At 43.2% G+C, this 23,348-nt stretch carries 16 protein-coding genes; 12 read left to right on the forward strand and 4 right to left on the reverse strand.

Going from position 1 to position 23,348, the window contains the following annotated elements; all coding sequences use genetic code 11:
• Nucleotides 1–42: 42 nt before the first annotated feature.
• The gene (locus tag MAS10914_RS0107495) at nucleotides 43–4,128 is read left to right on the forward strand and encodes a DNA-directed RNA polymerase subunit beta'' (RefSeq protein WP_017315298.1); all 4,086 of its coding nucleotides are present in this window, start codon (nucleotides 43–45) and stop codon (nucleotides 4,126–4,128) included.
• Nucleotides 4,129–4,196: 68 nt separating this feature from the next.
• Here the strand turns inward: MAS10914_RS0107495 and MAS10914_RS0107500 are convergent, their stop codons facing one another.
• A complete protein-coding gene (locus MAS10914_RS0107500; RefSeq protein WP_017315299.1) occupies nucleotides 4,197–5,837 on the reverse strand; it encodes a cellulase family glycosylhydrolase in 1,641 nt (546 codons plus the stop codon).
• A 411-nt stretch (nucleotides 5,838–6,248) separates the two neighbouring features.
• On the opposite strand from MAS10914_RS0107500, the gene MAS10914_RS36375 reads away from it, so the two are divergent.
• The 6 genes from MAS10914_RS36375 (at nucleotide 6,249) to MAS10914_RS0107525 (ending at nucleotide 10,922) form a co-directional block, all read left to right on the forward strand.
• A complete protein-coding gene (locus MAS10914_RS36375) occupies nucleotides 6,249–6,383 on the forward strand; it encodes a hypothetical protein (RefSeq protein WP_332248798.1) in 135 nt (44 codons plus the stop codon).
• A 10-nt stretch (nucleotides 6,384–6,393) separates the two neighbouring features.
• Entirely contained in the window at nucleotides 6,394–6,597 is a 204-nt protein-coding gene (locus MAS10914_RS36380; protein ID WP_156818111.1) for a hypothetical protein, read from the forward strand.
• Nucleotides 6,598–7,360: 763 nt separating this feature from the next.
• Entirely contained in the window at nucleotides 7,361–8,662 is a 1,302-nt protein-coding gene (gene hisD, locus MAS10914_RS0107510) for a histidinol dehydrogenase (protein ID WP_017315301.1), read from the forward strand.
• Nucleotides 8,663–8,839: 177 nt separating this feature from the next.
• Complete coding sequence (locus MAS10914_RS0107515) at nucleotides 8,840–9,265, forward strand: universal stress protein (RefSeq protein ID WP_017315302.1); 426 nt, start codon at nucleotides 8,840–8,842, stop codon at nucleotides 9,263–9,265.
• A gap of 141 nt (nucleotides 9,266–9,406) precedes the next feature.
• Nucleotides 9,407–9,622, forward strand: a complete 216-nt coding sequence (locus MAS10914_RS0107520) for a DUF2839 domain-containing protein (protein WP_017315303.1) — start codon at nucleotides 9,407–9,409, stop codon at nucleotides 9,620–9,622.
• A 952-nt stretch (nucleotides 9,623–10,574) separates the two neighbouring features.
• Nucleotides 10,575–10,922, forward strand: coding sequence for a DUF1815 family protein (locus MAS10914_RS0107525; protein ID WP_017315304.1), 348 nt, complete (start codon nucleotides 10,575–10,577; stop codon nucleotides 10,920–10,922).
• Between the two features lie 223 nt (nucleotides 10,923–11,145).
• Here MAS10914_RS0107525 and MAS10914_RS0107530 read toward each other — a convergent pair whose 3' ends face one another.
• Nucleotides 11,146–13,230 (reverse strand): CHAT domain-containing protein, encoded by a 2,085-nt coding sequence (locus tag MAS10914_RS0107530; RefSeq protein ID WP_017315305.1) that lies wholly within the window; start codon nucleotides 13,228–13,230, stop codon nucleotides 11,146–11,148.
• A gap of 117 nt (nucleotides 13,231–13,347) precedes the next feature.
• On the opposite strand from MAS10914_RS0107530, the gene MAS10914_RS0107535 reads away from it, so the two are divergent.
• Nucleotides 13,348–13,848 carry an acyl-CoA thioesterase gene (locus MAS10914_RS0107535; RefSeq protein ID WP_017315306.1) on the forward strand — a complete coding sequence of 167 codons (501 nt, stop codon included), beginning with the start codon at nucleotides 13,348–13,350 and terminating at the stop codon, nucleotides 13,846–13,848.
• Between the two features lie 1,563 nt (nucleotides 13,849–15,411).
• Here the strand turns inward: MAS10914_RS0107535 and MAS10914_RS0107545 are convergent.
• A complete protein-coding gene (locus MAS10914_RS0107545; RefSeq protein ID WP_017315308.1) occupies nucleotides 15,412–16,608 on the reverse strand; it encodes a 1-deoxy-D-xylulose-5-phosphate reductoisomerase in 1,197 nt (398 codons plus the stop codon).
• 510 nt (nucleotides 16,609–17,118) lie between these two features.
• Here MAS10914_RS0107545 and MAS10914_RS0107550 point away from each other — a divergent pair.
• The 4 genes from MAS10914_RS0107550 to MAS10914_RS0107565 all read left to right on the forward strand — a co-directional run bounded on the left by MAS10914_RS0107550 (nucleotide 17,119) and on the right by MAS10914_RS0107565 (nucleotide 22,798).
• A complete protein-coding gene (locus MAS10914_RS0107550) occupies nucleotides 17,119–18,399 on the forward strand; it encodes a mannosyltransferase family protein (protein WP_017315309.1) in 1,281 nt (426 codons plus the stop codon).
• A 263-nt stretch (nucleotides 18,400–18,662) separates the two neighbouring features.
• On the forward strand, nucleotides 18,663–20,027 hold the full coding sequence (locus tag MAS10914_RS0107555; RefSeq protein WP_051151144.1) for a DUF2079 domain-containing protein: 1,365 nt from the start codon (nucleotides 18,663–18,665) through the stop codon (nucleotides 20,025–20,027).
• A 2-nt stretch (nucleotides 20,028–20,029) separates the two neighbouring features.
• On the forward strand, nucleotides 20,030–21,481 hold the full coding sequence (locus MAS10914_RS0107560; RefSeq protein ID WP_017315311.1) for an ArnT family glycosyltransferase: 1,452 nt from the start codon (nucleotides 20,030–20,032) through the stop codon (nucleotides 21,479–21,481).
• A gap of 42 nt (nucleotides 21,482–21,523) precedes the next feature.
• Nucleotides 21,524–22,798, forward strand: coding sequence for a mannosyltransferase family protein (locus tag MAS10914_RS0107565; RefSeq protein ID WP_017315312.1), 1,275 nt, complete (start codon nucleotides 21,524–21,526; stop codon nucleotides 22,796–22,798).
• 206 nt (nucleotides 22,799–23,004) lie between these two features.
• On the opposite strand, the gene MAS10914_RS29775 is transcribed toward MAS10914_RS0107565, so the two are convergent.
• On the reverse strand, nucleotides 23,005–23,331 hold the full coding sequence (locus MAS10914_RS29775; RefSeq protein WP_017315313.1) for a Rieske (2Fe-2S) protein: 327 nt from the start codon (nucleotides 23,329–23,331) through the stop codon (nucleotides 23,005–23,007).
• Nucleotides 23,332–23,348 lie beyond the last annotated feature (17 nt).

Raw genomic sequence — 23,348 nt, forward strand, 5'->3', positions numbered from 1 at the left:
TTGACCCTTGACTCTTGACCCTTGACTAAGGACTAATGACTAATGACTAATGACAAAATGATTTTTCGGAATCGCGTCGTTGACAAAGGTCAACTGAGGAACCTGATTTCTTGGTCGTTTACGCATTACGGTACGGCGCGGACAGCAGTGATGGCGGACAAATTAAAAGATTTGGGATTCCGCTATGCCACTAAAGCAGGGGTTTCTATCAGCGTTGATGATTTGATGGTTCCGCCTTCCAAGCGATCGCTCCTAGAAGCTGCCGAAGCTGAAATTCGTGCGACTGAAGAACGTTACCAACGGGGAGAAATTACCGAAGTTGAGCGATTCCAAAAAGTGATTGACACTTGGAACGGAACTTCAGAAGCTCTCAAAGATGAAGTCGTTACTCACTTCAAAAAGACAAATCCCCTCAACTCCGTGTACATGATGGCATTTTCCGGAGCTAGGGGTAACATCTCCCAAGTGCGGCAATTGGTGGGTATGCGCGGACTGATGGCAGACCCCCAAGGGGAAATTATTGACCTACCCATCAAAACAAACTTCCGTGAAGGATTGACCGTAACAGAATACATTATTTCCTCTTACGGTGCGAGAAAAGGATTGGTAGATACCGCGTTGCGGACGGCAGACTCTGGTTATCTGACCCGCCGGTTAGTGGACGTATCTCAAGATGTGATTATTCGGGAATTTGACTGCGGTACCACCAGGGGAATTCCCTTGCGGGCAATGAAAGAAGGCGAGAAAACCTTGATTAATCTCTCCACAAGGTTGCTCGGACGAGCCATTGGAGAGGATGTCGTGCATCCAAAGACAGGCGAAGTTATAGCAGAACGCAATACCCCCGTTTCCGATGAACTGGCAAAGGAAATTGAAAAGGCGGGAGTCCAAGAAGTCGTTGTGCGATCGCCCCTCACTTGTGAAGCCGCGCGGTCTGTCTGCCAACATTGCTATGGCTGGAGTTTGGCACACGCCAAGATGGTAGATCTAGGCGAAGCTGTGGGTATCATTGCGGCACAAAGTATTGGTGAACCAGGGACTCAGCTGACAATGCGTACCTTCCACACTGGTGGTGTATTCACTGGTGAAGTGGCCAGACAAGTCCGCTCCGAAACCGATGGTACCATCCGTATTCCCCGCAAATTGCGGACAAGACCCTACCGCACCCGTCACGGGGAAGATGCTCAGTACGTAGAAGCCAATGGCAACATTATTTTAGAAGTCGCCACAGACAAATCTGCCTCCCCAACTAACCAAGAAATTGCCGTTACCCAAGGTTCAACGCTCTACGTTGTTGATGGGCAGAAAATCAAGAAGGGTCAGCTGTTGGCTGAGGTTGCCATTGGTGGACGTACAACTCGTGTCAATACAGAAAAAGCAGTTAAAGATGTCGCTTCTGATATGGCTGGGGAAGTCAAGTTTGCTGATGTTGTGCCAGAACAAAAAACAGACCGTCAGGGTAACACCACTACCACAGCAGCGCGAGGTGGATTGATTTGGATTTTGTCAGGGGAAGTTTATAACTTACCCCCAGGAGCAGAATTGGTGGTTAACAACGGCGATACCATAGACAGCAATGGTGTCTTGGCAGAAACCAAGTTAACGACATTGCATGGTGGTGTTGTGCGCTTACCCGAAGCTACACCAGGTAAAGGCACGCGGGAAATCGAAATCATCACTGCTTCTGTGGTTCTAGACCAAGCAACTGTGACAGCGCAAGCCTCTCAAGGTCGCAACAATTACTTAGTCACGACTGGAAATAACCAGGTCTTTAACCTCAGAGCAACCCCAGGCACCAAAGTCCAAAATGGTCAGGTGGTCGCCGAGTTGATTGATGACCGCTATCGCACAACCACTGGTGGCTTGCTGAAATACGCCGCTGTGGAAGTCCAGAAAAAAGGTAAGGCAAAGCTGGGTTACGAGGTGGTACAGGGAGGTACCCTCCTCTGGATTCCTGAAGAAACCCATGAAGTGAACAAAGATATCTCTCTGCTGATGGTAGAAGACGGTCAGTTTATCGAAGCAGGCACCGAAGTGGTGAAAGATATCTTCTGCCAAAACAGTGGTGTGATAGAAGTCACCCAGAAAAACGACATTCTGCGGGAAGTGGTCATTAAGCCAGGGGAACTGCTGATGGTGGATGATCCAGAAGCAGTGATGGGCAAAGATGGCACCTTTGTTCAACCAGGTGAAGAATTGTTAGGGCAAATCTTTACAGAGTTGCGCTACATCGAGTATGTGGAATCACCAGAAGGTCCAGCATTGTTGAGCCGTCCGGTCGTCGAGTTTGCCGTACCGAACAATCCTGATGTGCCATCAACTACATCAGTTAGTCAACAAACAGGTCGTTCGATTCAACTGCGAGCAGTGCAGCGTCTGCCTTATAAAGATTCTGAACGAGTCAAGACCGTTGAAGGTGTGGAACTGCTGCGAACCCAGCTCGTGTTGGAGATTGAGCAGGAAGGCGAACAAGACCACAATGCTTCCCCCTTGGCAGCAGATATTGAATTGGTAGCGGACGCCAATGACCCAGAAATTCAGCGCTTGCAGCTGGTTATTTTGGAATCCTTAGTGCTTCGTCGGGATATAGCCGCTGACGCGACCCAAGGCAGTACCCAAACAAGCTTGGAAGTAGAGGATGGACAAACAATTGCACCAGGAGCCGTAATAGCACGTACCCAGATATTGTGTAAAGAAGGCGGTATCGTGCGGGGCGTGCAAAAAGGAACTGAGGCAGTTCGCCGCTGTTTAGTGTTACGCCATACTGACGTGACTACGATGAATCTATCAGCCCCAGCTAAGGTCAAAGTCGGTGATTTGGTAGTAGAGGGTGTAGAAATTGCCCCTGGAGTCTTCGCCGAGGAATCTGGGCAAGTTGTGGCAGTGCAGAAGGGAGAAAGAAGAGTTGAGAAGCCACAAGCAGAAGTTACGCCTACTGAAGAATCAGCACTCACCACTCAGAACTACTCGGTTACACTTCGCGTTGGTCGTCCCTATCGCGTCAGTGCAGGCGCTGTGTTGCAGGTAGACGACGGCGATTTGGTACAGCGCGGTGATAACTTGGTGTTGCTAGTATTTGAACGCGCCAAGACTGGAGACATCATTCAAGGTTTGCCGAGAATTGAGGAACTCCTGGAAGCTCGTAAGCCCAAAGAAGCATGCATTTTAGCACGTCGTGCTGGAGAAGTCAAAGTCGTTTACAGCGATGGCGATGAAGCGATTGCTATCAAAGTCATCGAATCCAATGGCGTGGTCACGGATTATCCTCTAGGACCAGGACAAAACTTGATAGTCCCAGATGGGGCGCAAATTACAGCGGGACAAGCATTGACCGATGGTCCTTCTAATCCCCATGAAATTTTGGAAATCTTCTTCAACTTAGGTTCTGAGGAAGGAATTTATGTCTGTGCTAGCCATGCCTTGCAAAAAGTACAGACGTTCTTGGTAAACGAAGTACAGTCTGTGTATCAGTCCCAAGGTATTGATATTGCCGACAAGCACATTGAAGTGATTGTCCGCCAGATGACCTCGAAAGTACGAGTGGACGATGGTGGTGACACCAGCATGCTCCCTGGAGAATTGGTAGAGTTGCGCCAAATCGAGCAAGTCAACGAAGCGATGGCAATCACTGGTGGCGCACGGGCACAGTACACCCCAGTCCTATTGGGGATTACCAAAGCATCGTTGAATACCGATAGCTTTATTTCCGCTGCATCCTTCCAAGAAACAACGCGCGTTTTGACTGAGGCTGCAATCGAAGGCAAATCCGACTGGTTGCGCGGCTTGAAAGAAAACGTAATTATCGGACGATTGATTCCCGCCGGCACTGGGTTTAATGCTTATGAAGAACCTGGTACCATCGAGGACTATACTGCTGATATGAGTACCAGTGTCTTGGATGAAGTTGACGATCCACTGGATATGGTGCTGGATGACCGTACAGCCCGGAGCTACCAATTAGATTCTCCCACTCTTGGAGGGGATGGATTTGGTAACAGACGTGGTTCAGAAACGTCCATTTTGGATGAGGATGATTTGATTCTTCCTTCTAGTAGCGAAACTGATGTTGATGACCTCGTAGAAGACGAATACGAAGAAGACGACGAATACGAAGAAGACGACGAGTAAGGAAAGAAGATAGAAGACAGAAGATAGAAGATCAAATAAGAGTTTGTTTCTTCTTCCATCTTCTTTCTTCACTCTTCCTTCTTCACTCTTACTTCCGTTGGCTGGTAGTCGGAACCAAGTTTATTGGCGCAAAAACCTAGCTCGTGTACTTGATTTGGCTCAATCACTCGTCCCCAGTCTAGAGGAGTGACAACATACTGTGTCGCTCCTTGAGGTTTAAACTTACCGTTCCAAGAGTTATTAATGGCAGCCTGTTTCATATCAAAAGTCATCTGCCAATCGTTAATCTTAGTACTACCCTGATTCATAATTTTGAAGTTGACACAAAATCCCTTTTGCCAATTTGTGTAGATATTAGATGTGACTATCAGTTGGGAGGAGGACACGGAGACACGGGGAGGAGATGAGGAGGAAAAAGAAAATGAGGGAGTATTTCCTCCCCCTACTTTCCTGACTTCCCCCACTCCTCTACTCCTCTGCACAGGTACTACTTGAGTAAAATTAACTGACAGCAGTTGGGAAAGTAATTGCTGTTTACCTGTATCAATACTTAACCAATCATCTAATAAGATACCGCCTGTATCAGCACTGTTGGGATTCAAACTCCAGTAGGCAAAACTCACTTTTTTCTGTTTAATATATTTCACAAATTCGTTCTGCCAAATTCCTTCTTTAGAAGTTGTATCTACTTGCCGTCCACCAAACTCTCCAATAAAAATGGGCGCAATATTTTGACTAGAAATATAGTGAAATCCTATTTGCCAGCGATTTATAAGATTGTTGGGAAATTTTGGGTCAGAAAACCAAGGCTGATCTGCAACTCCAGGACCGTATTCGTGGGGAGAATACACGAGCTTATTGCGACGAGATAAACGTACTGGGTAGCGCTTCACTCCTTCTAAATTGCCTCCCTGCCAATGCTTGGGCAGCTTTTGTCCGGGAACGTTCTTTTCTACCCCTTCTACAACAATTAGCCAGTTAGGATTGATATCAAGAATAGCATTACCAGCCCGCTGTGCTGCCAGTTGCCAGTCTGTAGCTAAATCATTAGTACCCCAGCTTGCTTGTCCGTGGGGTTCGTTTTTTAGGTCTGCACCAATAACGTTTGTTTGAGTTTTATATCTATGGGCTAACATTTTCCAGGTATTAATCCAGTCTGCTTCTGTGAAGCCGTCTTCATACCACAATTGTGAAATGTGCTTATCGCTCAAACGGTGGCTATCAAGAAGAACGAGTAACCCTTGGCGTTCGGCTTCCTGAATAATTAAGTCCATGATCTCTATTGGGGTTTTCCCCTCAAGTTCTTTATTGTTACCAAGACTGAAGTCAATACCGCTAACACTATGTGAGCGTAGTGCTTCCACAGAATAAGGCAACCGAATCAGGTTATATCCCAAGCTTCCAATCTGCGCCAGTATCTCCTTATAATCTCGCTTCCACAAGCCGTGAGGTACGTGCGTCTCTGTTTCCATGCCAAACCAGTTAATACCTTTAAGCAACACTTGCTGACCTTTGGCATCAATAATTTTTGCGCCATGAGTTGAAAGTGGTAATTCCATGGTCATAAGAGCGTTTACCACATTGACTTGGCTGCGGACAGGTAAATTTACAATGAGAATCAGAAAAAATACCACTATAGCTATTGAGAATATGAAGAATTGGTCATGAAATTTCAATTTTTTTCTTTTCTTTTTGTGGACGTATTGCATACTATAGTTTCCTTACTGACAAGAATATGTCTAACCCAAAGAACCACAACCTTTGAGGATATCAATTAAGCAACTCTCTTATGTGTAATGTTTTCTTTTAAAAAGAAAAAAATAAAATGAGATGAGTCTCTTAATCACCGAGATATCGATGCTAATAGTATTACCGTTAGAAGAACAATTGCTGTATAAATCAGCATACTCAATAGCGATGCTAAGTGATCTAAAAATGGTTCATGGATGAGAATGATAGCATCGCTTTTAATAGACAGATGTTTTAGAGAATGAAAACAATTTAATTGATTGGGAAGCAGACACAAAGTTGCGGTTAGACGTAGAGTAAAAACTTTTCAGTGTGTGGATCTCAAAAAGACGGGACAAATTGCAGCTAACCGCCAACGATTGACTTAAGCAATGATGAATTTAGCTCAGAATGCAACTCAGCATACAACGCAAAAGGATATCATTTCCCTTGGGTCTGCTCTTAGTAAAGGTAAAGCTCGTTTCTGGGTGCGTGACACAGGACCTGGCATTGCTTTTACCAACTAGTAACCGATTTTTGAACGTTTTGCCGGGGCTAAAGCCGATAGCCACCGTCATTGTGAACGTCACAGCGATCGCCCAAGCTCACAGTGGTCAGGTTAAACTAGTCAGCCGACTTGGCGGTGGCTCGACTTTTACGATTGTGATTCCACTTGAAGAACCTCCGCAGGAGGTTTTATCTCATGAGCCGAATTCTTATCGCCAATGCGATTGCCCGTAAGGGCACTGCGCTACAACCAGTAATCGCCAAAGGTGAGTTAATATTTTTGCCAAGCGAGGCATTAAGTTGACAACTTCGGATAGCGACTCCCGTTGAGTTTAACTGGAAATTTGGTCTAAGCAACCAGTTTCTTTGTGTCGTTTGTCGTCAATCTTAGAAAGATGATATAATGAAATACTCTCATATAAGAGATTAACTGAATGAGTTATCAGTTAAAAAGTTTTAGTTGAAACCCCTAAGTTCAGTTAGGGCGATTAACTGATAACGAAAGACTGCCGATATACTTCCTCCGTAAGAGGGATGTAGTACAGTAGGTAGAGTTCTCTGAACTGCTGAAGTTCAAATCTAGAAACTAGGCACATCGCTTCTGTAAATATGTTGGTAAGTAAAGTAAAAAAATAGGCAAAAATCATACTCAGACCATACCCAGAATTCAAAGGAGGGACTGGACAAAAAAAACAGACAGATGACCTCCTGGAAGTTTGGGAGTTAGAGCTATGAGGATATCGGGAACTGGCACGCCTGCTCCCTGTGCAGAGCTAGTTTAGGTCTCCTGCTGCTAGGGAGAGCCAAAAAATCAATAAAAATATCGCAATTTTAGTTGCCTTCTCACACAAAACATGTGCTGAAAGCTGTGGAAGTATCAAAAAAATCCAGGTTAAGCTAGAGAAGAGAGTTCGGGTTAGCTTTGCACCCCTTTGGGGAAGGAGCAAAACTCATTCTCGCCCCAAGAATTTTCTCAAGTTGGCATTGTCCTTACTCCATGCTGCGAATTATTACTCAGCAGGCAGACGTTAGAGCAGAACTACAACGGATCTGCGATCGCACCAATGATGAACAGGTGGTTCACAAAGAAGCAACAGTGCGGGAAGTGTTGCAGGCAGTGAAGCGCCAAGGTGATAAAGCTGTACTGCATTACACAACCGAATTCGATAAGCAAACCCTCAAGCCAGAAGAACTGCGCGTGACAGGCTCAGAACTGGATGCAGCCTACCAACAGGTATCAAAGGAATTGCTCCAGGCTATCAGGCTTGCTAGCAGCCAAATCGAAGCGTTTCACCGTCAGCGAGTTCCCAAAAGTTGGGTACAATTTGGCGATGATGAGGTCGTGTTGGGTAAGCGCTACACGCCAGTAGACAGAGCAGGATTATATGTACCGGGTGGTCGCGCCGCCTATCCAAGCACGGTGTTGATGAATGCAATTCCGGCAAAGGTAGCGGGTGTACCGCGTGTGGTGATGGTAACACCACCAGGAGCTGAGAAAGCGATTAACTCAGCAGTGCTGGTGGCAGCACAAGAGGCTGGGGTGCAAGAAATTTATCGCGTTGGAGGCGCACAGGCGATCGCTGCTTTAGCCTATGGTACAGAAACGATTCCTAAAGTTAATATAATCACAGGTCCAGGTAATATTTATGTAACTTTGGCAAAAAAACTCGTCTATGGCACTGTAGGTATCGATTCCTTAGCAGGACCAAGCGAAGTCCTGATTATTGCTGATGAAACCGCAAATCCTGTACACGTAGCTGCTGACTTGTTAGCGCAAGCCGAACATGACCCAATGGCAGCGGCAATTTTGCTAACCACGGATACGGCTTTAGCAAAGAACGTACAAGTGGCGGTGGAAAGACAGCTTGTGGATCACCCAAGGCGCTTGCTGACAGAAAAGGCGATCGCTCACTACGGTTTGATAGTGATTGTAGAATCCTTGGAAGCAGCAGCGGAACTCTCAAATGAATTTGCCCCTGAACACTTAGAGTTGGAAGTAAAAGACCCTTGGGAGCTACTACCACTTATTCGGAATGCGGGTGCCATATTCTTGGGGTATTCTACACCAGAAGCTGTAGGAGATTATTTGGCAGGACCTAACCACACCCTACCAACTTCTGGTGCTGCTCGCTATGCCTCAGCATTAGGAGTCGAAACTTTCATGAAACACTCTAGTATTATCCAATACTCCCAAACTGCACTAGAAAAGGTGTCTGGCGCAATTGATGTGCTGGCAACAGCTGAAGGCTTACCTTCTCACGCTGAGTCTGTAAGACGCCGAGTTCAAAAGGAAGAGTAATTTTGAATTTGAATTATTAATTTTTTCCGGAGACATTTGGCAAAACTCAGCTTATAGGTTCAAACTTAAAGTTTAAGGCTATACAAACCTGTGTCTACTTGGGCATAGTTAGTGTAGCCATTATTCTCTTTTGCCAGTTACATATGTAAAAGGTCTACTCTTGTGGAGATGACATCGGTGCTAAAGACTATTTTGGTTGCTCTGGATGAGTCGGAACTTGCAGACAGAGTCATTCAGACGGTACAGGAATTGGTGCTGCCAAAAGATAGCAAAGTCATTCTCTGCCATGTGTTTCCTACACCAGAGTCAGAGATGGAACTACCCGTCGACCGTCCTCACCAAGAGTCACCAGCGTTTTCTTATTTCCATATTGAAAAACGGCTCCAATCGTACCAAACAATATTGCCAGTAGAAAGTGATATAGAACTTGTCACTGGCGACCCAGCAGAAGAGATTATTCGCCTTGCTAATATCTATCAGGCTGAGTTGATTATCATTGGCAGTCGTGGGTTAACTGGTATGAAGCGAATTGTCCAAGGTTCTGTTAGCTCTCAAGTCGTGGAAGAAGCCAATTGTTCTGTGTTAGTCGTCAAGCCTAGATGAAATAGGTAGGGGGAAAAGCAATGACTATAATCACCCCAAAATTATCATGTCAGTTTTAACTTTTGATTTTTGCATATTTTCTAGCACTCGCCTCCAAGCAAGCGCTATTATCAGCCTTAGCAAGAATTCATTTTTAACACTATGGGCGAAGCAAAGCGTCGTAAAGCCGCACTGGGAGAAAAATACGGTCAAGATACAACCAGGATCTTGCCGTGGGTTCCGATCACCAAAATCCAAGCAGAAAAACTCGTAAAATTGTCAACTCGCCTTGCCTGGTTTGGTATTGGCGGTTTGATTGCCGCTTGGGTGACAGTTCGTTTTATTGGTCCAGCTTTCGGTTGGTGGCAAGTTGTCTAAACCTAAGCTAGGATAATTCTCATACACAAGACAGCCAGGTTAACTTGGCTGTCTTAGTTTCTTATTTGTTAATTTATTTACTATAAGTTCTCTAGAAAAGAGTATATAATGTATACTTATTCAGTTGATTAGATTAATTTATATGTAAAAAAACTATTTGTATCAACACTTTTTCGTACTTTTGAGGCTTTACACTATTCAAAAAAATATGTGTAATTCTCTTAAGTTGCTCTTTAAATAAGTATCAGTGACTACTTAAAAGGGTGCCATGAAAATATCTGCCGAAATGGCAACATGGTTATCTTGAATTCAGTTATTGTCAGTGTTAAGTCAAACTATTTGGGTTTTACACTTGAGATTGTGGGTTAGGAAATGGGGAAGCTTCTTGTATAAATAGTTACTTTAAAAGCAGTTACCTATCCTTATTGAGAATCTCAAATTGCCACGAGCATCTAGCAGTTTCACCATAGCGCCTGGAGAAGTTGGTGTAGATAGCTCAAAATTTTTGCCCTGCTTAACTAATGTCAAATATTTTACAAGCTAACTACGTCCTCCAAAGTCTGAAAAGACGCTTAACTGCTTTGTAGTAATAGATGTTAGCAATTTTACCTATAAGTAGCCGATAAAAATGCAATATCGGTATTTTCTAGAGTTGACTTGTACCAAATATAAGTTACTCTTAAAGCGGATTGCGTTAATTGACCATCTACCCTGACAGAACTCTGTAAAGAGAAGATAAAGTTGAGTCATTCTTTCCGATATTTTAGGTCTGCAAACTGAATAGTTTGATACGACAGGCAAAATTTATAACGACTACCCTAAGCTAGGTAGCCAATTCATGAATATATATGTATCTATGAATTGTAATGGATAGTTTACAATACCAGTTGGTGCGAAAATCTAAAGAAAATATAAAAGCAACTCAAATAACTGTGGTGTTTGGAGGGAAAAAGTGTTTCTAAGACTAGCACAACAACATCGGCAATTTGTCCAAGACTTGGTAATGAACTTGCAAGCTTTAGCAATCGTCTTGGAGAGGCGAGGGTATCCTGCATCCTGCTATACCTGCGGAGACCAAATGAATAGTGCTTCGTTTATGGTTAGCCTGGGAGAAAACCACCTGATTCGGTTTTTAGTATCTGATTACGGGATCACTTGGACGGAAATGCGGGATGACCGCGAATTAATGAAGTTAGAGGGCGCAGAGGCAGTAAACCAGCTACAGGAACTTGCCAATATAGTCAAGCAGCATCCCATACAAACCTGTGTAGGAAATAAAACCCTCGCGAAGCGGTGTTAGAGACTAAAAAGTTAGGAGTTCAGAGTTAAAAGTTAGCAGTTAAAGAATTGTAACTAGTAACTAATAACTCGTAACTCATAACTTCAATACATTATTTCAAAGCAAATTGACATTGCTGCCATTTATATTGTGATAGTGGCGCCATAATACCTGTTGAGTATCTACAGCATCTTAACAATTGCCACCAGAGTGTCAATGCACATCAGCGAGCAAGCGAATAGAATTACAAACCATTCCCAATTAGAATAAACGGTGCCCAATAGTAGGGGTGAGTGAGGCTACCACCGATGCTTTGCTGTTGAGCTTGAGGCAAATCTCCTGTAATCAAAGCAATTTGAGCTTGTCGCAAAGCTTGAGCTTTTGTCAACTTGCCAGAGGGCAGCAACGCATAAAAAGAACTCATCATAGACTGGGTACCGCCGTCATCGACAGCCCATAACGAAGCAATAGCAGATCGAGCGCCGGTTTTTTGAATCTGGTAACCAAATCCCAAAATTTCTTCTCCGTTACCTAACTTTCCTCCCAAGCCGGTTTCACAAGCACTTAACACGACCAAATCAACACGAGGTAAAGACCAGGTAGCGACATCTCTGAGGTTGGCGCGATCGCCATTCCCAAACAAGATAAAGGAATCTTCCGGCTCACCTACAACAAACGCCGCATGGGTTGCCAGATGAACAATTGTATAATCGTCCATTTGCGGCACAGTCGTCTTGGGGCTAAAGGCATCATCTAAAATTGTTTTTGTTCCTGGGACGGTAGCTGCTAAAGTTTCCACTTCTCGCTCCGCAAAAGGCAACCCAGAAAAGGTAAGCTGACGATTAGCCACTTTGAGTTCATAACTACCTTTGGTGAAGGCAGCAGCTAAAACGCGCACATTAGATTTCCTGACAGTGTTAAAGTTAGTCAGGCTGGCTGCGGTGATGTGGTTCACACCAAAACCCTGCACGAGCCATTGTTTTCCATCATACAAAGCAGAAAGAGGAATGTAGCGCAGCTGGTCATCAGGTGCGTAAATCAGGGTTTGTGTACCTGCTTGCTTGAGGTCATTTTCTATTGGTTTGATTAACCACTCATATAACTGGCGTGCAGGTTGTTTTGCCTCTTGAGTGGGATTCTGTAAGGCTTGGCGGAAAGCAGCAATTGTTTGGTAGACTTTTTCTCGTTTGACAGCAACAGTGCGATGAATTGGCGGTGATTCAGGAGTCACCAGGATTAATTCCAAACTGTCTTTTAAAACTAGTGGGTAGAGCAGTACAGATTTTTCTGGCAATCGTGCTAAATTATCCCGAATCGCATTGAGACTTTCAAGATCCAAATTTTGCTGCCTTGCTGTGCGGCTGATTTGATCCACCTGTGCTGTCACTACGGCAGTTGAGATAAAATCATAGAATTCATCCAGAATTTTCTGCTGAGTCGCCACCAATTCCTCAATCCGCTTTTTCTGTTGGGGTGTTCGCTTTTGGGGAGGAATCTGGCGCAGTGTTTCCAGTTCTTTACCTAGTGCAACGGCATCACCCAAGGTTTTTTCCATCTTCTGTTTAATTTGTCGTTCTGCTGGCACCACCTCAATACCTTTGGCAGTCTGTTCATTACCCTGGACGTTATGGAGATACTCTTCGAGTTCTTCCACTTTGACTAAATCCATAATCCGTATCGCTTCCTGGATACGCTTGCCCTTGAGTAATGCTTCACCTAAAGTGCGGTATGTCTGAGCAACACTCAGGTTGTAAGCATCTATTTGCGGTACAGAAAACGCTGCTGGGTTGAGACGAACTTTCTCACGATTGATAACGCAATGCTTGTAGAAGAAAATTGCTAACTCGGGTTTTTGAAGCCGCTCAAATAAGTAACCCAAATTGCTGTAGGTTTTGCCTAAGGCAATATGAGCTTGCCCTGGAGTTTTTTCGTTAACCTGAAGTTCTTTGTTAAGACTTAAAGCTTGCAGATAATATTTCAGTGCTTGCGAATATCGGCCTTGATTTTGGTAAACTCTACCAATGTTGTTCAACGTTGCAGCATTCACAGAGCGTTCCTCATTTTCTTGGCTCATGGCTAACGCCTTTTCTAATGTCTGCAATGCTTCTGCAAACTGACCTTGCTCAGAGAGTTTAATACCCTCTTGGTTTAGCCGCCTGACCTGAGATTGACTATTGTTTTGGGGTAAAACCTGAGCAGTTTTTCTCGAATTTGGCTGCGATGTTGCATTTGCATTCACCAGACGAGTTCCTGGGAATGCCATTCCAGAACTCAGAGAAATCAGCACCGTGACAAGAACAACACTGAAATAGCGATTAGGAACGTGCATAAAAAACCTCCCTATAGAACGCAAGTGAGGGAGCTAAATGAAGAAATTGCACAAAACGTCTAACTTTATGCTATTCCAGATTTGGAAAATCTCTCTTTAGTTGCAAAAAACCTTTATATGTCAGAGGAAAAATCACAACAACCACAACTTCCACCAACCAGTGCCATTGACACTCCAGCAAGCAGTTCCTTGGAAAATTGGTTTGAATATCTTATAAGAGTCAACCCGCATCATACAGACTATGCAGGCATTGTCTGGCACGGTTCCTACATAGCTTGGTTAGAAGAAGCGCGGGTGGAATGCTTGCGAGCCATTGGTATCGAATACGCTGATCTGGTAGCTTTGGGCTGTGATTTACCTGTTGTAGAACTCTCAATACGCTATCACCGTCCTCTTCAGTTGGGTATGGCAGCGGTGGTAAAAACGCGCATGGCTGAGGTAACTGGCGTCCGCATTAACTGGGGTTATACAATTGAATCACCAGATAGGCAAGACTTATATGTCACTGCTAAGGTGACTTTAGTGGCATTAGATCGTGAAAGAGGCAAGGTGATGCGTCAGTTGCCTACAACTGTCAAGGATGCTTTGGCACGGCTTTCAGAGTCAACAAATAAGTAATGCTTAGATAGTTAGTTGTTAGTAGTTAGTCGTTAGTGGGATTTTTTGACAACTAACAATTAACAACTAACAACTAACACTCTAAAAACAGAATGATATTACCTAATCCTAACGACAGGAGATACAGTTTGAACTGACTGTATTATTTGATGCCAAATATCTTTAGGACTAATCCCCAAACCAGCATCCAATAAAACAATAGTAGTGGCAGTAATAAACGCTGTTTTCCTTGTCGTTTTCACTATTTTTACTAATAGTAAAAAGACAATCCAAGACACTATCAGAGTGGCAAACATAGATACACCTCTTTCAACAGAATCTTACCAATGAAGGCTCTCTTTACAAATTCAGTAGTACTGAGTGTTGAGGAACCACTGTGTTGTAGAGCGTAAGCTCCAGGAGGGTTAGCCCGCTCTCGGGCGCGACTGGTGAGTCCAGTCCTATTGGCGTAAGCGCAAGCGCACGCCTTACGGCGAATGCGTAGCGTCTGGCAGGAGGAGATAGCAAGTGGCGTTCCTGAGTGGAACTCCACAACTAAAGTCAAGGGATTGAGCAAGGAAGAAAAATTTTTTTCTCCATAACTAAAGTCCGCAGCATAGGATTAATTTGCTGCTCAAAGAGTGCAAATGTGCAACGTTAAACTCAGTACTCGGCAACACCAGTCATGTCAACAGAGGACACCTTCGCAAGCGAAAAGCTCCTCATTGCTCAGCGCTGTTTTGGTGAGAATGTTTAGTTTACTTCAACTTTTTCCTGTAATTGTTCTGCGCTCACTATACAATAAAACAATTTTAAAATTGATATTTTGTACATTTTTCTTTAGACGTAAATTAAAATTTAATTTACGAATTCCTATATATATTTAATTTCCTAATTTATAGATTTTTTTTTATACAGTCGCTAGACAAGTTCTGCTAAAGGGAAAACATAGCAATTAGCGCTATTTGGTATGCCGGAAAATTAGACTTTTTCATGTTGCTTTAGTTGAAAAAGATACCCTACCACTGTAGTAACCTGTCGCGTCCACAATTTGCACTTTTTGTAACCTGAAGTCCTTACAGTAAAGCTTTTAGGACTTACGCATTGACAGAAACCATCAATTATGAAGTTGTAAATTTCAGGCTTTAAAGTTAGATTTGTCTACTTTAACAAGCGATGAACTATTTGTTTTAGGGCGATCATCAATAGTCTGAAACGCCCAAATCTCGTTTTACATAGGATGGTCAATTTGTACAGTGCGTAAGTCCTAGCTTTTTACCAGTAAATTTGTATAAAACAGATGAATTAGTAAGAAGTGACTTCAAGCTCACGTAGCTGAATTGAGATGACATTAGATGAGTTCAAAAGGGGAATATACTGAATCTCTCATTACGTAGTTCTACGGCAGAACAAGTTATCCCTGAATTGCTAATTAGTAAAACACATAATAGACAATAGCCTATATATTTGTCTTCTTATACTTTGCAATAAAGTAAAAATTACGAATCAAAATAATTTAGCGTTCAGCAGTAAGCTGAACGCTGAACAGAGACGCAATAAAAATCTACCGTTACTAGTACTGGTTTATCGCAACGATATTATACGTGAACAAGTTTCAAGCTTTTCAGTTACTTTTAAAACTTCCTGTCTTGCCCATGTATCTGCTACCACAATGTCATCTAAAGAAGGATTTGAACGGTTATCGTTTGCGTGGCGATCACACACCGATTCGATACACCGAGGAATATCTAAAAACTGAATTTTTTCTTCTAAAAACAAAGCCACGGCTTGCTCATTAGCTGCATTTAATACAGCAGGCATGGAACCACCCGCTCTCAGCGCTGCATAAGCTAATTTCATGCAAGGATACTTCTGATGATCTGGTTCACGGAAGGTTAAACTGCCAATTTTTACTAAATCTAGCCGTTCCCAATTGGTGTAAATGCGATCAGGCCAAGATAAAGCATACAGTAAGGGTAAGCGCATATCAGGCCAACCGAGTTGGGCGAGAACCGAGGTATCTTGCAATTCAATCAGCGAATGAATAATACTTTGGGGATGAATGACAATCTCGATATTCTCGTAATCCAACCCAAAGAGGAAGTGTGCCTCAATCACTTCCAAACCCTTATTCATTAAAGTGGCAGAGTCAACAGTGATTTTACGCCCCATCGACCAGTTTGGATGCTTCAGGGCATCAGCGACTGTGACCTCTGCTAACTTTTCTACTGTCCAATCACGGAAAGCACCACCGGAGGCGGTCAGTAAAATACGGCGTAAACCTCCAGATGGGACACCTTGTAGACATTGAAATATAGCAGAATGTTCAGAATCGGCCGGGAGTAATTTTACACCGTATTTTTCGATAAGTGGTAAAACAACAGGACCCCCAGCAATTAAGGTTTCCTTGTTCGCTAAGGCGATATCTTTACCAGCTTCAATAGCTGCAATAGTAGGTAACAAACCAGCGCAACCAACGATACCCGTAACAACGGTTTCGGCATCTCCGTAGCGGGCAACTTCAATGACTCCAGCCTCGCCAGCAAGTAGAATCGGCTGGGGAGTAACGTCTTTGATTGCTTCTTTAAGTGCTGGTAACTTTTCCTCTGTGCAAATAGCTGCTATGGTTGGTCGAAACTGCCGAATCTGAGAAGCCAACAATTCTACATTGTTCCCAGCTGCTAACCCCACAATCCGAAATTGCTCGGGGTACTGAGCCACAATGTCTAAAGTTTGAGTACCGATAGAACCAGTGGAACCAAGAAGAGTTATTGCTTTCACAATTGTTTAACAATTAACAGACAACATTAATATAAATTGCTTAGGATGCACAAATAAGCGGCTAGGCATCTAAATTTACTCGTAGAGGCTGATAGGGTAGAGAGCAAAGCCAGTATTGGGGAGAGGAATTGAGCAATTTTCTCCAAAAATGAAGATATGCAAAGGGCAATAAGATGTGGGAATATAAATAAATTTCTGTTCGCGTAGCGTACCCGTAGGGCATATTTTGAATTGATTTCCCCTACAGACCTCTCCAAGTCAATTTTCATTTGCCAAAAAATGTGTATATAAACACTATATGGTTAAATATAATTGCCTAGGATAATATCAATATCAGCTAAATTCTAACCACTGATAGTAAATAGCTGAAAACTTACTCAAATCTGTTTATTTTCTAGTGGTTTCTTATTGTGGTGGAGGAGTTTAATGTACCAAATATTACTAGTAAATTGCCGACTCACAGCCATAGGTACATGGATACATAGAGGAGTTTGAACAACACTCAAGCTTATGGCTGAAATTCAAATATTTATCAGAAAAGTTGTATGGAAAAATGATTTTCTTTTCCCTGGGGCAATTTGGCTTGTTAGCCGATTATTAATCTGGACTGCTATGATGCTGGTTGCTCCACACCTGAGCGCATCATCAAACGGGATTGCCCCTCAATTTGGCTGGGAGGTGTTTGATGGATGGGATAGTATACATTATCACGCGATCGCAACATCCGGTTACGAATTTGCCAATGATGGGAAACAACACAATCTTGCATTTTTTCCCCTATTCCCCTTAGTCATTCGGGTTTTCATGAGCCTTGGTTTGCCATTTGAAGTAGCAGGTACGCTCATAAATAACTTGGCATTTTTTGCAGCGCTTTACTGTATCTACTTTTGGGTAGAGGAGCATTATGGCCCAAAGGAGGCGCGTTGGACAACATCTGTAGTGGCTTGGTGTCCGTTGTCCATGTTCGGTACAGTCATTTACACCGAGGGGCTATATTTACTCTTGAGTACAGCGGCTTTGCGCGCCTTTGATAAACAGCAATATCGGTGGACTATCCTTTGGGGTGCAATGGCAACGGCAACACGTCCCACGGGATTGGCACTTATACCTGCATTTTTGTTAGCAGCATGGAAACAGCGCCGACCCTTTATTGCGTATGTTGCTGGGTTTGCCACTGCAATTGGAGTGCTTCTGTTTAGCCTGTACTGTGCAATTCAATTTGGTGACGCCTTTGGATTTATTCATGCACAACGGGGATGGCGACCCTCATTTGGGTTTGATTGGCAAGGTTGGTTGGATATGCTGCTGCAAATTACTATCGGCACATCTTATCAGCATCTTGGGATGAAAAACTCCTTGCAGCCCCTGCTTTTTGGCCTTGTTGTTAGCTATGGTTACTGTTTATGGCGCTTCCGCAAGCATCTTAGTTCTCTCGTTGTCTACGGGTTCTATAGTTTAATCTTGTTTTCGTTGATACTGGCAGATGATTGGTTTATCTATAACTTACTTAACGCAGTTATGGTCTTGGGTGGCAGTTATATGTTATGGCAACTACGCACTCAATTAACCCCAGTCACTGTTGTCTATGGCTTGTGTGGGATCAGTTTACTGCTTGCCTCTGGAGGCACAATTTCCTTGGGTCGTCTGGCTTACGGTATTGTGTCACTCAGCGTAGCTTTTGGTGTGTTCCTGTCTCGCCATCCTCGTCAAGGATACCTAAGTCTGGGCGTGTTTGCTATGTTACTTGCCAGACTGGCTCTTAAATTTGCCCAAGAACTTTGGGTAGGGTAATTGAATGCGTGGTAACTAACAGGCAGAAATTGGACACAGATGGTTAATTGCAACCCCGCAACCCAATCAAGCGTCAACTAAATAATCGATCATAGACCTGTTGCGGAATGTGAGTTCCATCTGTGTCCATCTGTGTCCATCTGTGGTTAATTACTCTTTTTTTTGGACTTTTGCAAGAAGTCTAATACCTGACGTTATTAAATATCAGCGAAATTTAAATAGCAGTGAAAAAATCGACTGTCAATATTGGTACTGTTGTTTGGATGAGTGGCATAAGTGCCCTAATTCTACTGGGGTGCAGTAGTTTACGACATACCCTGTTTCAGTCGGGGGTTCTCGACTTGGGAATTTACGACCAAGTCGTTTACCTTATTAGCCAAGGAAAGCCACCTATTTCTTCTTTTTTGGGCTTTCATCACATGGGCAATCATGCTGCTTGGGCTGTCTATCCATTAGCTTTACTGTACAAGATTCACCCAAGTCCTTACTGGTTATTAGCTGTCCAAGCAGTAACATTAGCTTTGGGTGCATTGCCTACCTGGTTTATTGCCCTTAACGCAGGGCTGAAGGAAAGCCAAGCAATCACAATAGCAGCAGTTTACTTGCTGTACCCACTGGTTTTTAATGTCAACCTGTTTGAATTCCACCCAGAAGTGATGGCTGTCCCCGTCTTTCTAGGAGTCGTGTTAGCAGCGCGCTTAGATCAGGTGGTTTGGTTTTGTGTAGGGGTTGTCTTTATTTTAGGCTGTAAAGCAGTGTTATCACTGACAGTGGCGGCGATGGGGGTCTGGCTGTTGGTGTTTGAAAGACGCCGTTTTTGCGGTATATTCGCGCTCATTGTCGGTGTTGGCTGGTTTTTGATTGCGACTCAAATAATTATTCCCCATTACAGCAATCATGAGGTGGCTGCTGTAGCACGTTATACTTACTTAGGTGACTCAACTTTAGAAATTGCTAGAAATCTAGCGCTGAAACCAGGATTAGTACTGGGGAGAGTCTTTTCACTAGATTCCCTAGAATATTTGGCATTGTTAGTTGCACCTGTTATTTGGGGACTTGCACCAAGACATCTCACTCCTTTGGTGAGTGCTATTCCTGCCTTGGTTTTGAATATTCTTTCAGATAAACAGGCACAACGAGATTTAATCCACCAGTATTCTTTGCCGATCCTGCCCTTTTTGATATTAGCGGTTATTTCTAGTCTAGCTGCGGGTTCGGGATGGCTTCGTACCAGACGGGCAATTATCCTATGGACATTAGTGGCTTTCATGGTGCTTGCAAAGTATGGATACATTTGGTCGCGGTATTTCAGATCCGTAGATAATTGGCAAGCAACACAGCAAGCGATCGCGCAAGTTCACACCCAAGGCGCTGTTTTGACAACCCATAGTATCGCCCCCCATTTATCGCACCGACCTACTATCCACTTTGTAGATGATATAACTGGTCCACCCTCTGGTATCGGACGATATGAGTATATACTGCTCAATGTGCGCCACCCAGACGGTACTCGTAATCCAGAGTTTGCTGCTAACTTAGTCAATCAATTGAAAAAGAACCAATTTTTTCAACTGGGCTACCAGCGTGACGACGTTTATTTATTTGTGAAAAAGTCAAAAGCAACTTGAGTATGCCCAAACTGAAAAATTTTCTCTTTCACCTGCTCATTATTTTTCTTATTGCTGGCTTTTTACTTGCAATTAGGTTCAAGCCAATCACCCAAACTTTTGAACTTGATTACGATGAAGGTCTGAATTTGATAAAAACTCTTCTTTATTCGCAAGGGTTTTCTCTTTATACTCAAATTTGGAACGACCAACCACCCCTTTTCACAGTCCTGTTATCACAATGGTTTACTTTGTTTGGGGAGTCAGTCTTTGCTGCACGCTTTCTAGTCATGCTGTTTTCAGCACTATTGCTATGGTGCTTTTTTCAAATCATCCGTCGTGACCTGGGAATTCTACCAGCGCTAGTAGCCACACTTTTACTATTCACTTCTTGGTTATACATTCGACTTAGCATTTCTGTGATGATTGGTATTCCATCACTTTCACTAGCAATGCTTTCTATTTATTTTCTCACTCTCTATAAAGAACGTTTTCACAACTCTTTTATTATTTTATCTGGCGGCTTACTGGCACTCTCGTTACAAACCAAACTATTTACTATCATTCTTCTACCTTTGATACTCTTTTCTATTTTAAATTTCAACCTCAAAGCAATTCAGCAAAAAAAACTTTGGTTTAATCCTTTTGTGCTTTGGCTAGGGACTCTTAGTGTTATTTATATAATAATTGGCTTATCATATCAACAATTTTCAAACTTTGACCAACTCTTACAATCTCACTTGAATCAACCGATAGAAAAAGAATTGGTTAATTTTAATAATATTAATTATCTACCTCGTATGATGAGTCAAGATTATGACTATATATTTTTAGCGCTAATCGGCATATTGGCAATCTTTTTAAAAAAACGAAGAGAAGGGCTTTTTCCCTTAACCTGGTTAGGAACATCTCTACTATTTATTCTCAACCATAAACCAATTTGGTACCACCACTACCCTTTACTTGCTATTCCTATATGCTGGTTGGCTGGTTATGGAGTTGCTTTATTACTTGATTTGCTCTCGAAAAATTTCAAATCAGCAAACATCAAAAAACTCATCTTTCCTAGCTTGGCAGTCGTCCTTTTTATTGTCTTAGTGGTTGCAACTCCTGCAAATCCAAAAGGCAGACCCCCTAACAAGTTGGAAGCCATGCAACTTGTTTTAAAATACAAAGATTCTACCCATTGGGTATTTACAGATCGCCCCATCTACGCTTTTTATGCTGGTTTACGCGTTCCTCCAGAAATTGCAGTGATGTCCTATAAACGACTGCACTCAAGAGATTTGACATCAAAAGAACTACTTGCTGTTTTACAGAAATATCGTCCTGAGCAAATTGTCCTTGCTAGGTGGACTGGACAAATCAAGAGTGATAGCCAACTTATAGCTTATATCAATAAAAATTACTCAAAAACTTATACAGATGAAAAAGGTATTACAGAACATTACATATTATCAGCCCTGAAGATGTAGGAGGATCCTCAAAGGAACAAGTCGCTATCAACACTCAAGCTTATGGCTAAAGGTCTAATATCTGCAAGCAAAGTTTTATGGACCAATCCCTTACTGTTTCCAGCAACGATGTGGCTTGTCAGTCGATTATTCATCTGGACTGCCATGTTGCTGGTTGCTCCCAACCTCCCAGCGCCACCGGGAGGTATTGCCCCTAAATTTGGTTGGGAGGTATTTGATGCATGGGATAGTGTACATTACCACTCAATAGCAACTTCCGGATATGAATTTGCCAATGATGGCAAAGGACACAACCTTGCCTTTTTTCCTCTGTTCCCTTTAATCGTTCGGGGTTTTATGAGCCTAGGCTTGCCATTTGAAGTGGCAGGTACGCTCGTGAGCAGCCTAGCATTTTTGGCGGCGCTTTACTGTCTCTACTTTTGGGTAGAGGACCATCATGGCAAACCAGCAGCGCGATGGACAACAGCAGTCGTGGCTTGGTGTCCGTTGTCGATGTTTGGCACTGTCATTTACACCGAGGGACTCTATTTATTGTTGAGTACGGCTGCTTTGCAAGCTTTTGATAAACAACAATATGGCTGGACTGTCCTTTGGGGTGCGATGGCAACAGCAACACGTCCCACAGGATTAGCGCTGATCCCTGCATTTTTGTTAGCAGCTTGGAAACAGCGTAGACCCTTGATTGCCTACATTGCTGGTTTTGGCACTGCAATTGGAGTGCTTCTGTTTACCCTGTACTGTGCAATTCATTTTGGCGATCCTTTGGGGTTTATCCATGCACAACGGGGATGGCGATCCTCACTGGGGTTTGATTGGCAGGCTTGGTGGAAAATGTTGATGCAAATAGCAATTGGCACATGGAATTGGAAGCATGGCTCGATTAAAGACCCTCTGCATCCTCTATGTTTTGTAATGATTCTTGGCATCGGCTACTGCTTATGGCACTTCCGCCAAAAGTTAGGTTCACAAAAAGTGGACTACGGCTTTGCTGCTTTAGTCTTTCTTTTGTGGATACTGGCTGGCGATCCTTTTATTAACACAGCCACTGTCTTTGGCAGTGCTTACCTGTTATGGAAATTACCTACTCAACTGACTCCAGTTGCTGTTTTCTATGGCTTTTGCGGTCTTGCTTTACTGCTAGCATCCGGAGGAACTTGGTCATTGAGTCGTCTTGTTTACGGCATTGCATCAGCGAGCGTAGCACTAGGAGTGTTGTTATCCCACCATCCTCGTTGGGGATACATAACTCTGTTTTTCTTCGCCATTATACTTGCCAGCTTCTCTATTCGATTCGCCCAAGAACTTTGGGTAGGGTAAAAGTTTAGTACCGCTGCTTTGGAAGTCAAAAGTCAAACTGTCTCCAAGCTGGATTTGTCACCTTTTCCCGCACCCTCTTGACAAAAGTGCATTTACTCTAACCTCTCACGAGTGCTTTGTAGCATCTTGACACCTTGCAATGACAGCACTACATCGTGGCTTAATTTGGCAGAGTAAACACTATCTGTCTATCTGTTTGTCTATGATCAAGCTTCTACGAAGATTGAATTGTTCTCAACTTTAACTCTATAGGTTTCCGTACGCTTCGTCGGAAACTTCAGAAACAGCAACTTCGCTTTATCAACTGCTTCCCCCGTGGCGAGATCAAAAGCAGCATTGTGTTTCGGACATATTACTTTAGAATCAACAATTTTGCCAGCGCATAGATCAGCACCCGCATGGGGACAAAATCGCTGCATTGCAAAAATTTGTCCGCCAACATTTACAAGCAATATTTCCTTGCTTTCGACGACGATCGCTTTCATTTTGCCAGGTTGAACGTCTGCGACGGATGCAACATAGACATAGTTCATGGTCTTGATTCTCTCTA

The organism is Mastigocladopsis repens PCC 10914 (assembly GCF_000315565.1).
Taxonomy (GTDB): domain Bacteria; phylum Cyanobacteriota; class Cyanobacteriia; order Cyanobacteriales; family Nostocaceae; genus Mastigocladopsis; species Mastigocladopsis repens.

Excerpts from the sequence above, each read along its gene's own strand:
- MAS10914_RS0107495 (WP_017315298.1), top strand. The coding sequence starts at position 43 with ATGACTAATGACAAAATGATTTTTCGGAATCGCGTCGTTGACAAAGGT.
- MAS10914_RS0107500 (WP_017315299.1), bottom strand. The coding sequence starts at position 5,837 with ATGCAATACGTCCACAAAAAGAAAAGAAAAAAATTGAAATTTCATGAC.
- MAS10914_RS36375 (WP_332248798.1), top strand. The coding sequence starts at position 6,249 with ATGATGAATTTAGCTCAGAATGCAACTCAGCATACAACGCAAAAGGAT.
- hisD (WP_017315301.1), top strand. The coding sequence starts at position 7,361 with ATGCTGCGAATTATTACTCAGCAGGCAGACGTTAGAGCAGAACTACAA.
- MAS10914_RS0107520 (WP_017315303.1), top strand. The coding sequence starts at position 9,407 with ATGGGCGAAGCAAAGCGTCGTAAAGCCGCACTGGGAGAAAAATACGGT.
- MAS10914_RS0107530 (WP_017315305.1), bottom strand. The coding sequence starts at position 13,230 with ATGCACGTTCCTAATCGCTATTTCAGTGTTGTTCTTGTCACGGTGCTG.
- MAS10914_RS0107535 (WP_017315306.1), top strand. The coding sequence starts at position 13,348 with ATGTCAGAGGAAAAATCACAACAACCACAACTTCCACCAACCAGTGCC.
- MAS10914_RS0107550 (WP_017315309.1), top strand. The coding sequence starts at position 17,119 with ATGGCTGAAATTCAAATATTTATCAGAAAAGTTGTATGGAAAAATGAT.
- MAS10914_RS0107555 (WP_051151144.1), top strand. The coding sequence starts at position 18,663 with ATGAGTGGCATAAGTGCCCTAATTCTACTGGGGTGCAGTAGTTTACGA.
- MAS10914_RS0107560 (WP_017315311.1), top strand. The coding sequence starts at position 20,030 with ATGCCCAAACTGAAAAATTTTCTCTTTCACCTGCTCATTATTTTTCTT.
- MAS10914_RS0107565 (WP_017315312.1), top strand. The coding sequence starts at position 21,524 with ATGGCTAAAGGTCTAATATCTGCAAGCAAAGTTTTATGGACCAATCCC.
- MAS10914_RS29775 (WP_017315313.1), bottom strand. The coding sequence starts at position 23,331 with ATGAACTATGTCTATGTTGCATCCGTCGCAGACGTTCAACCTGGCAAA.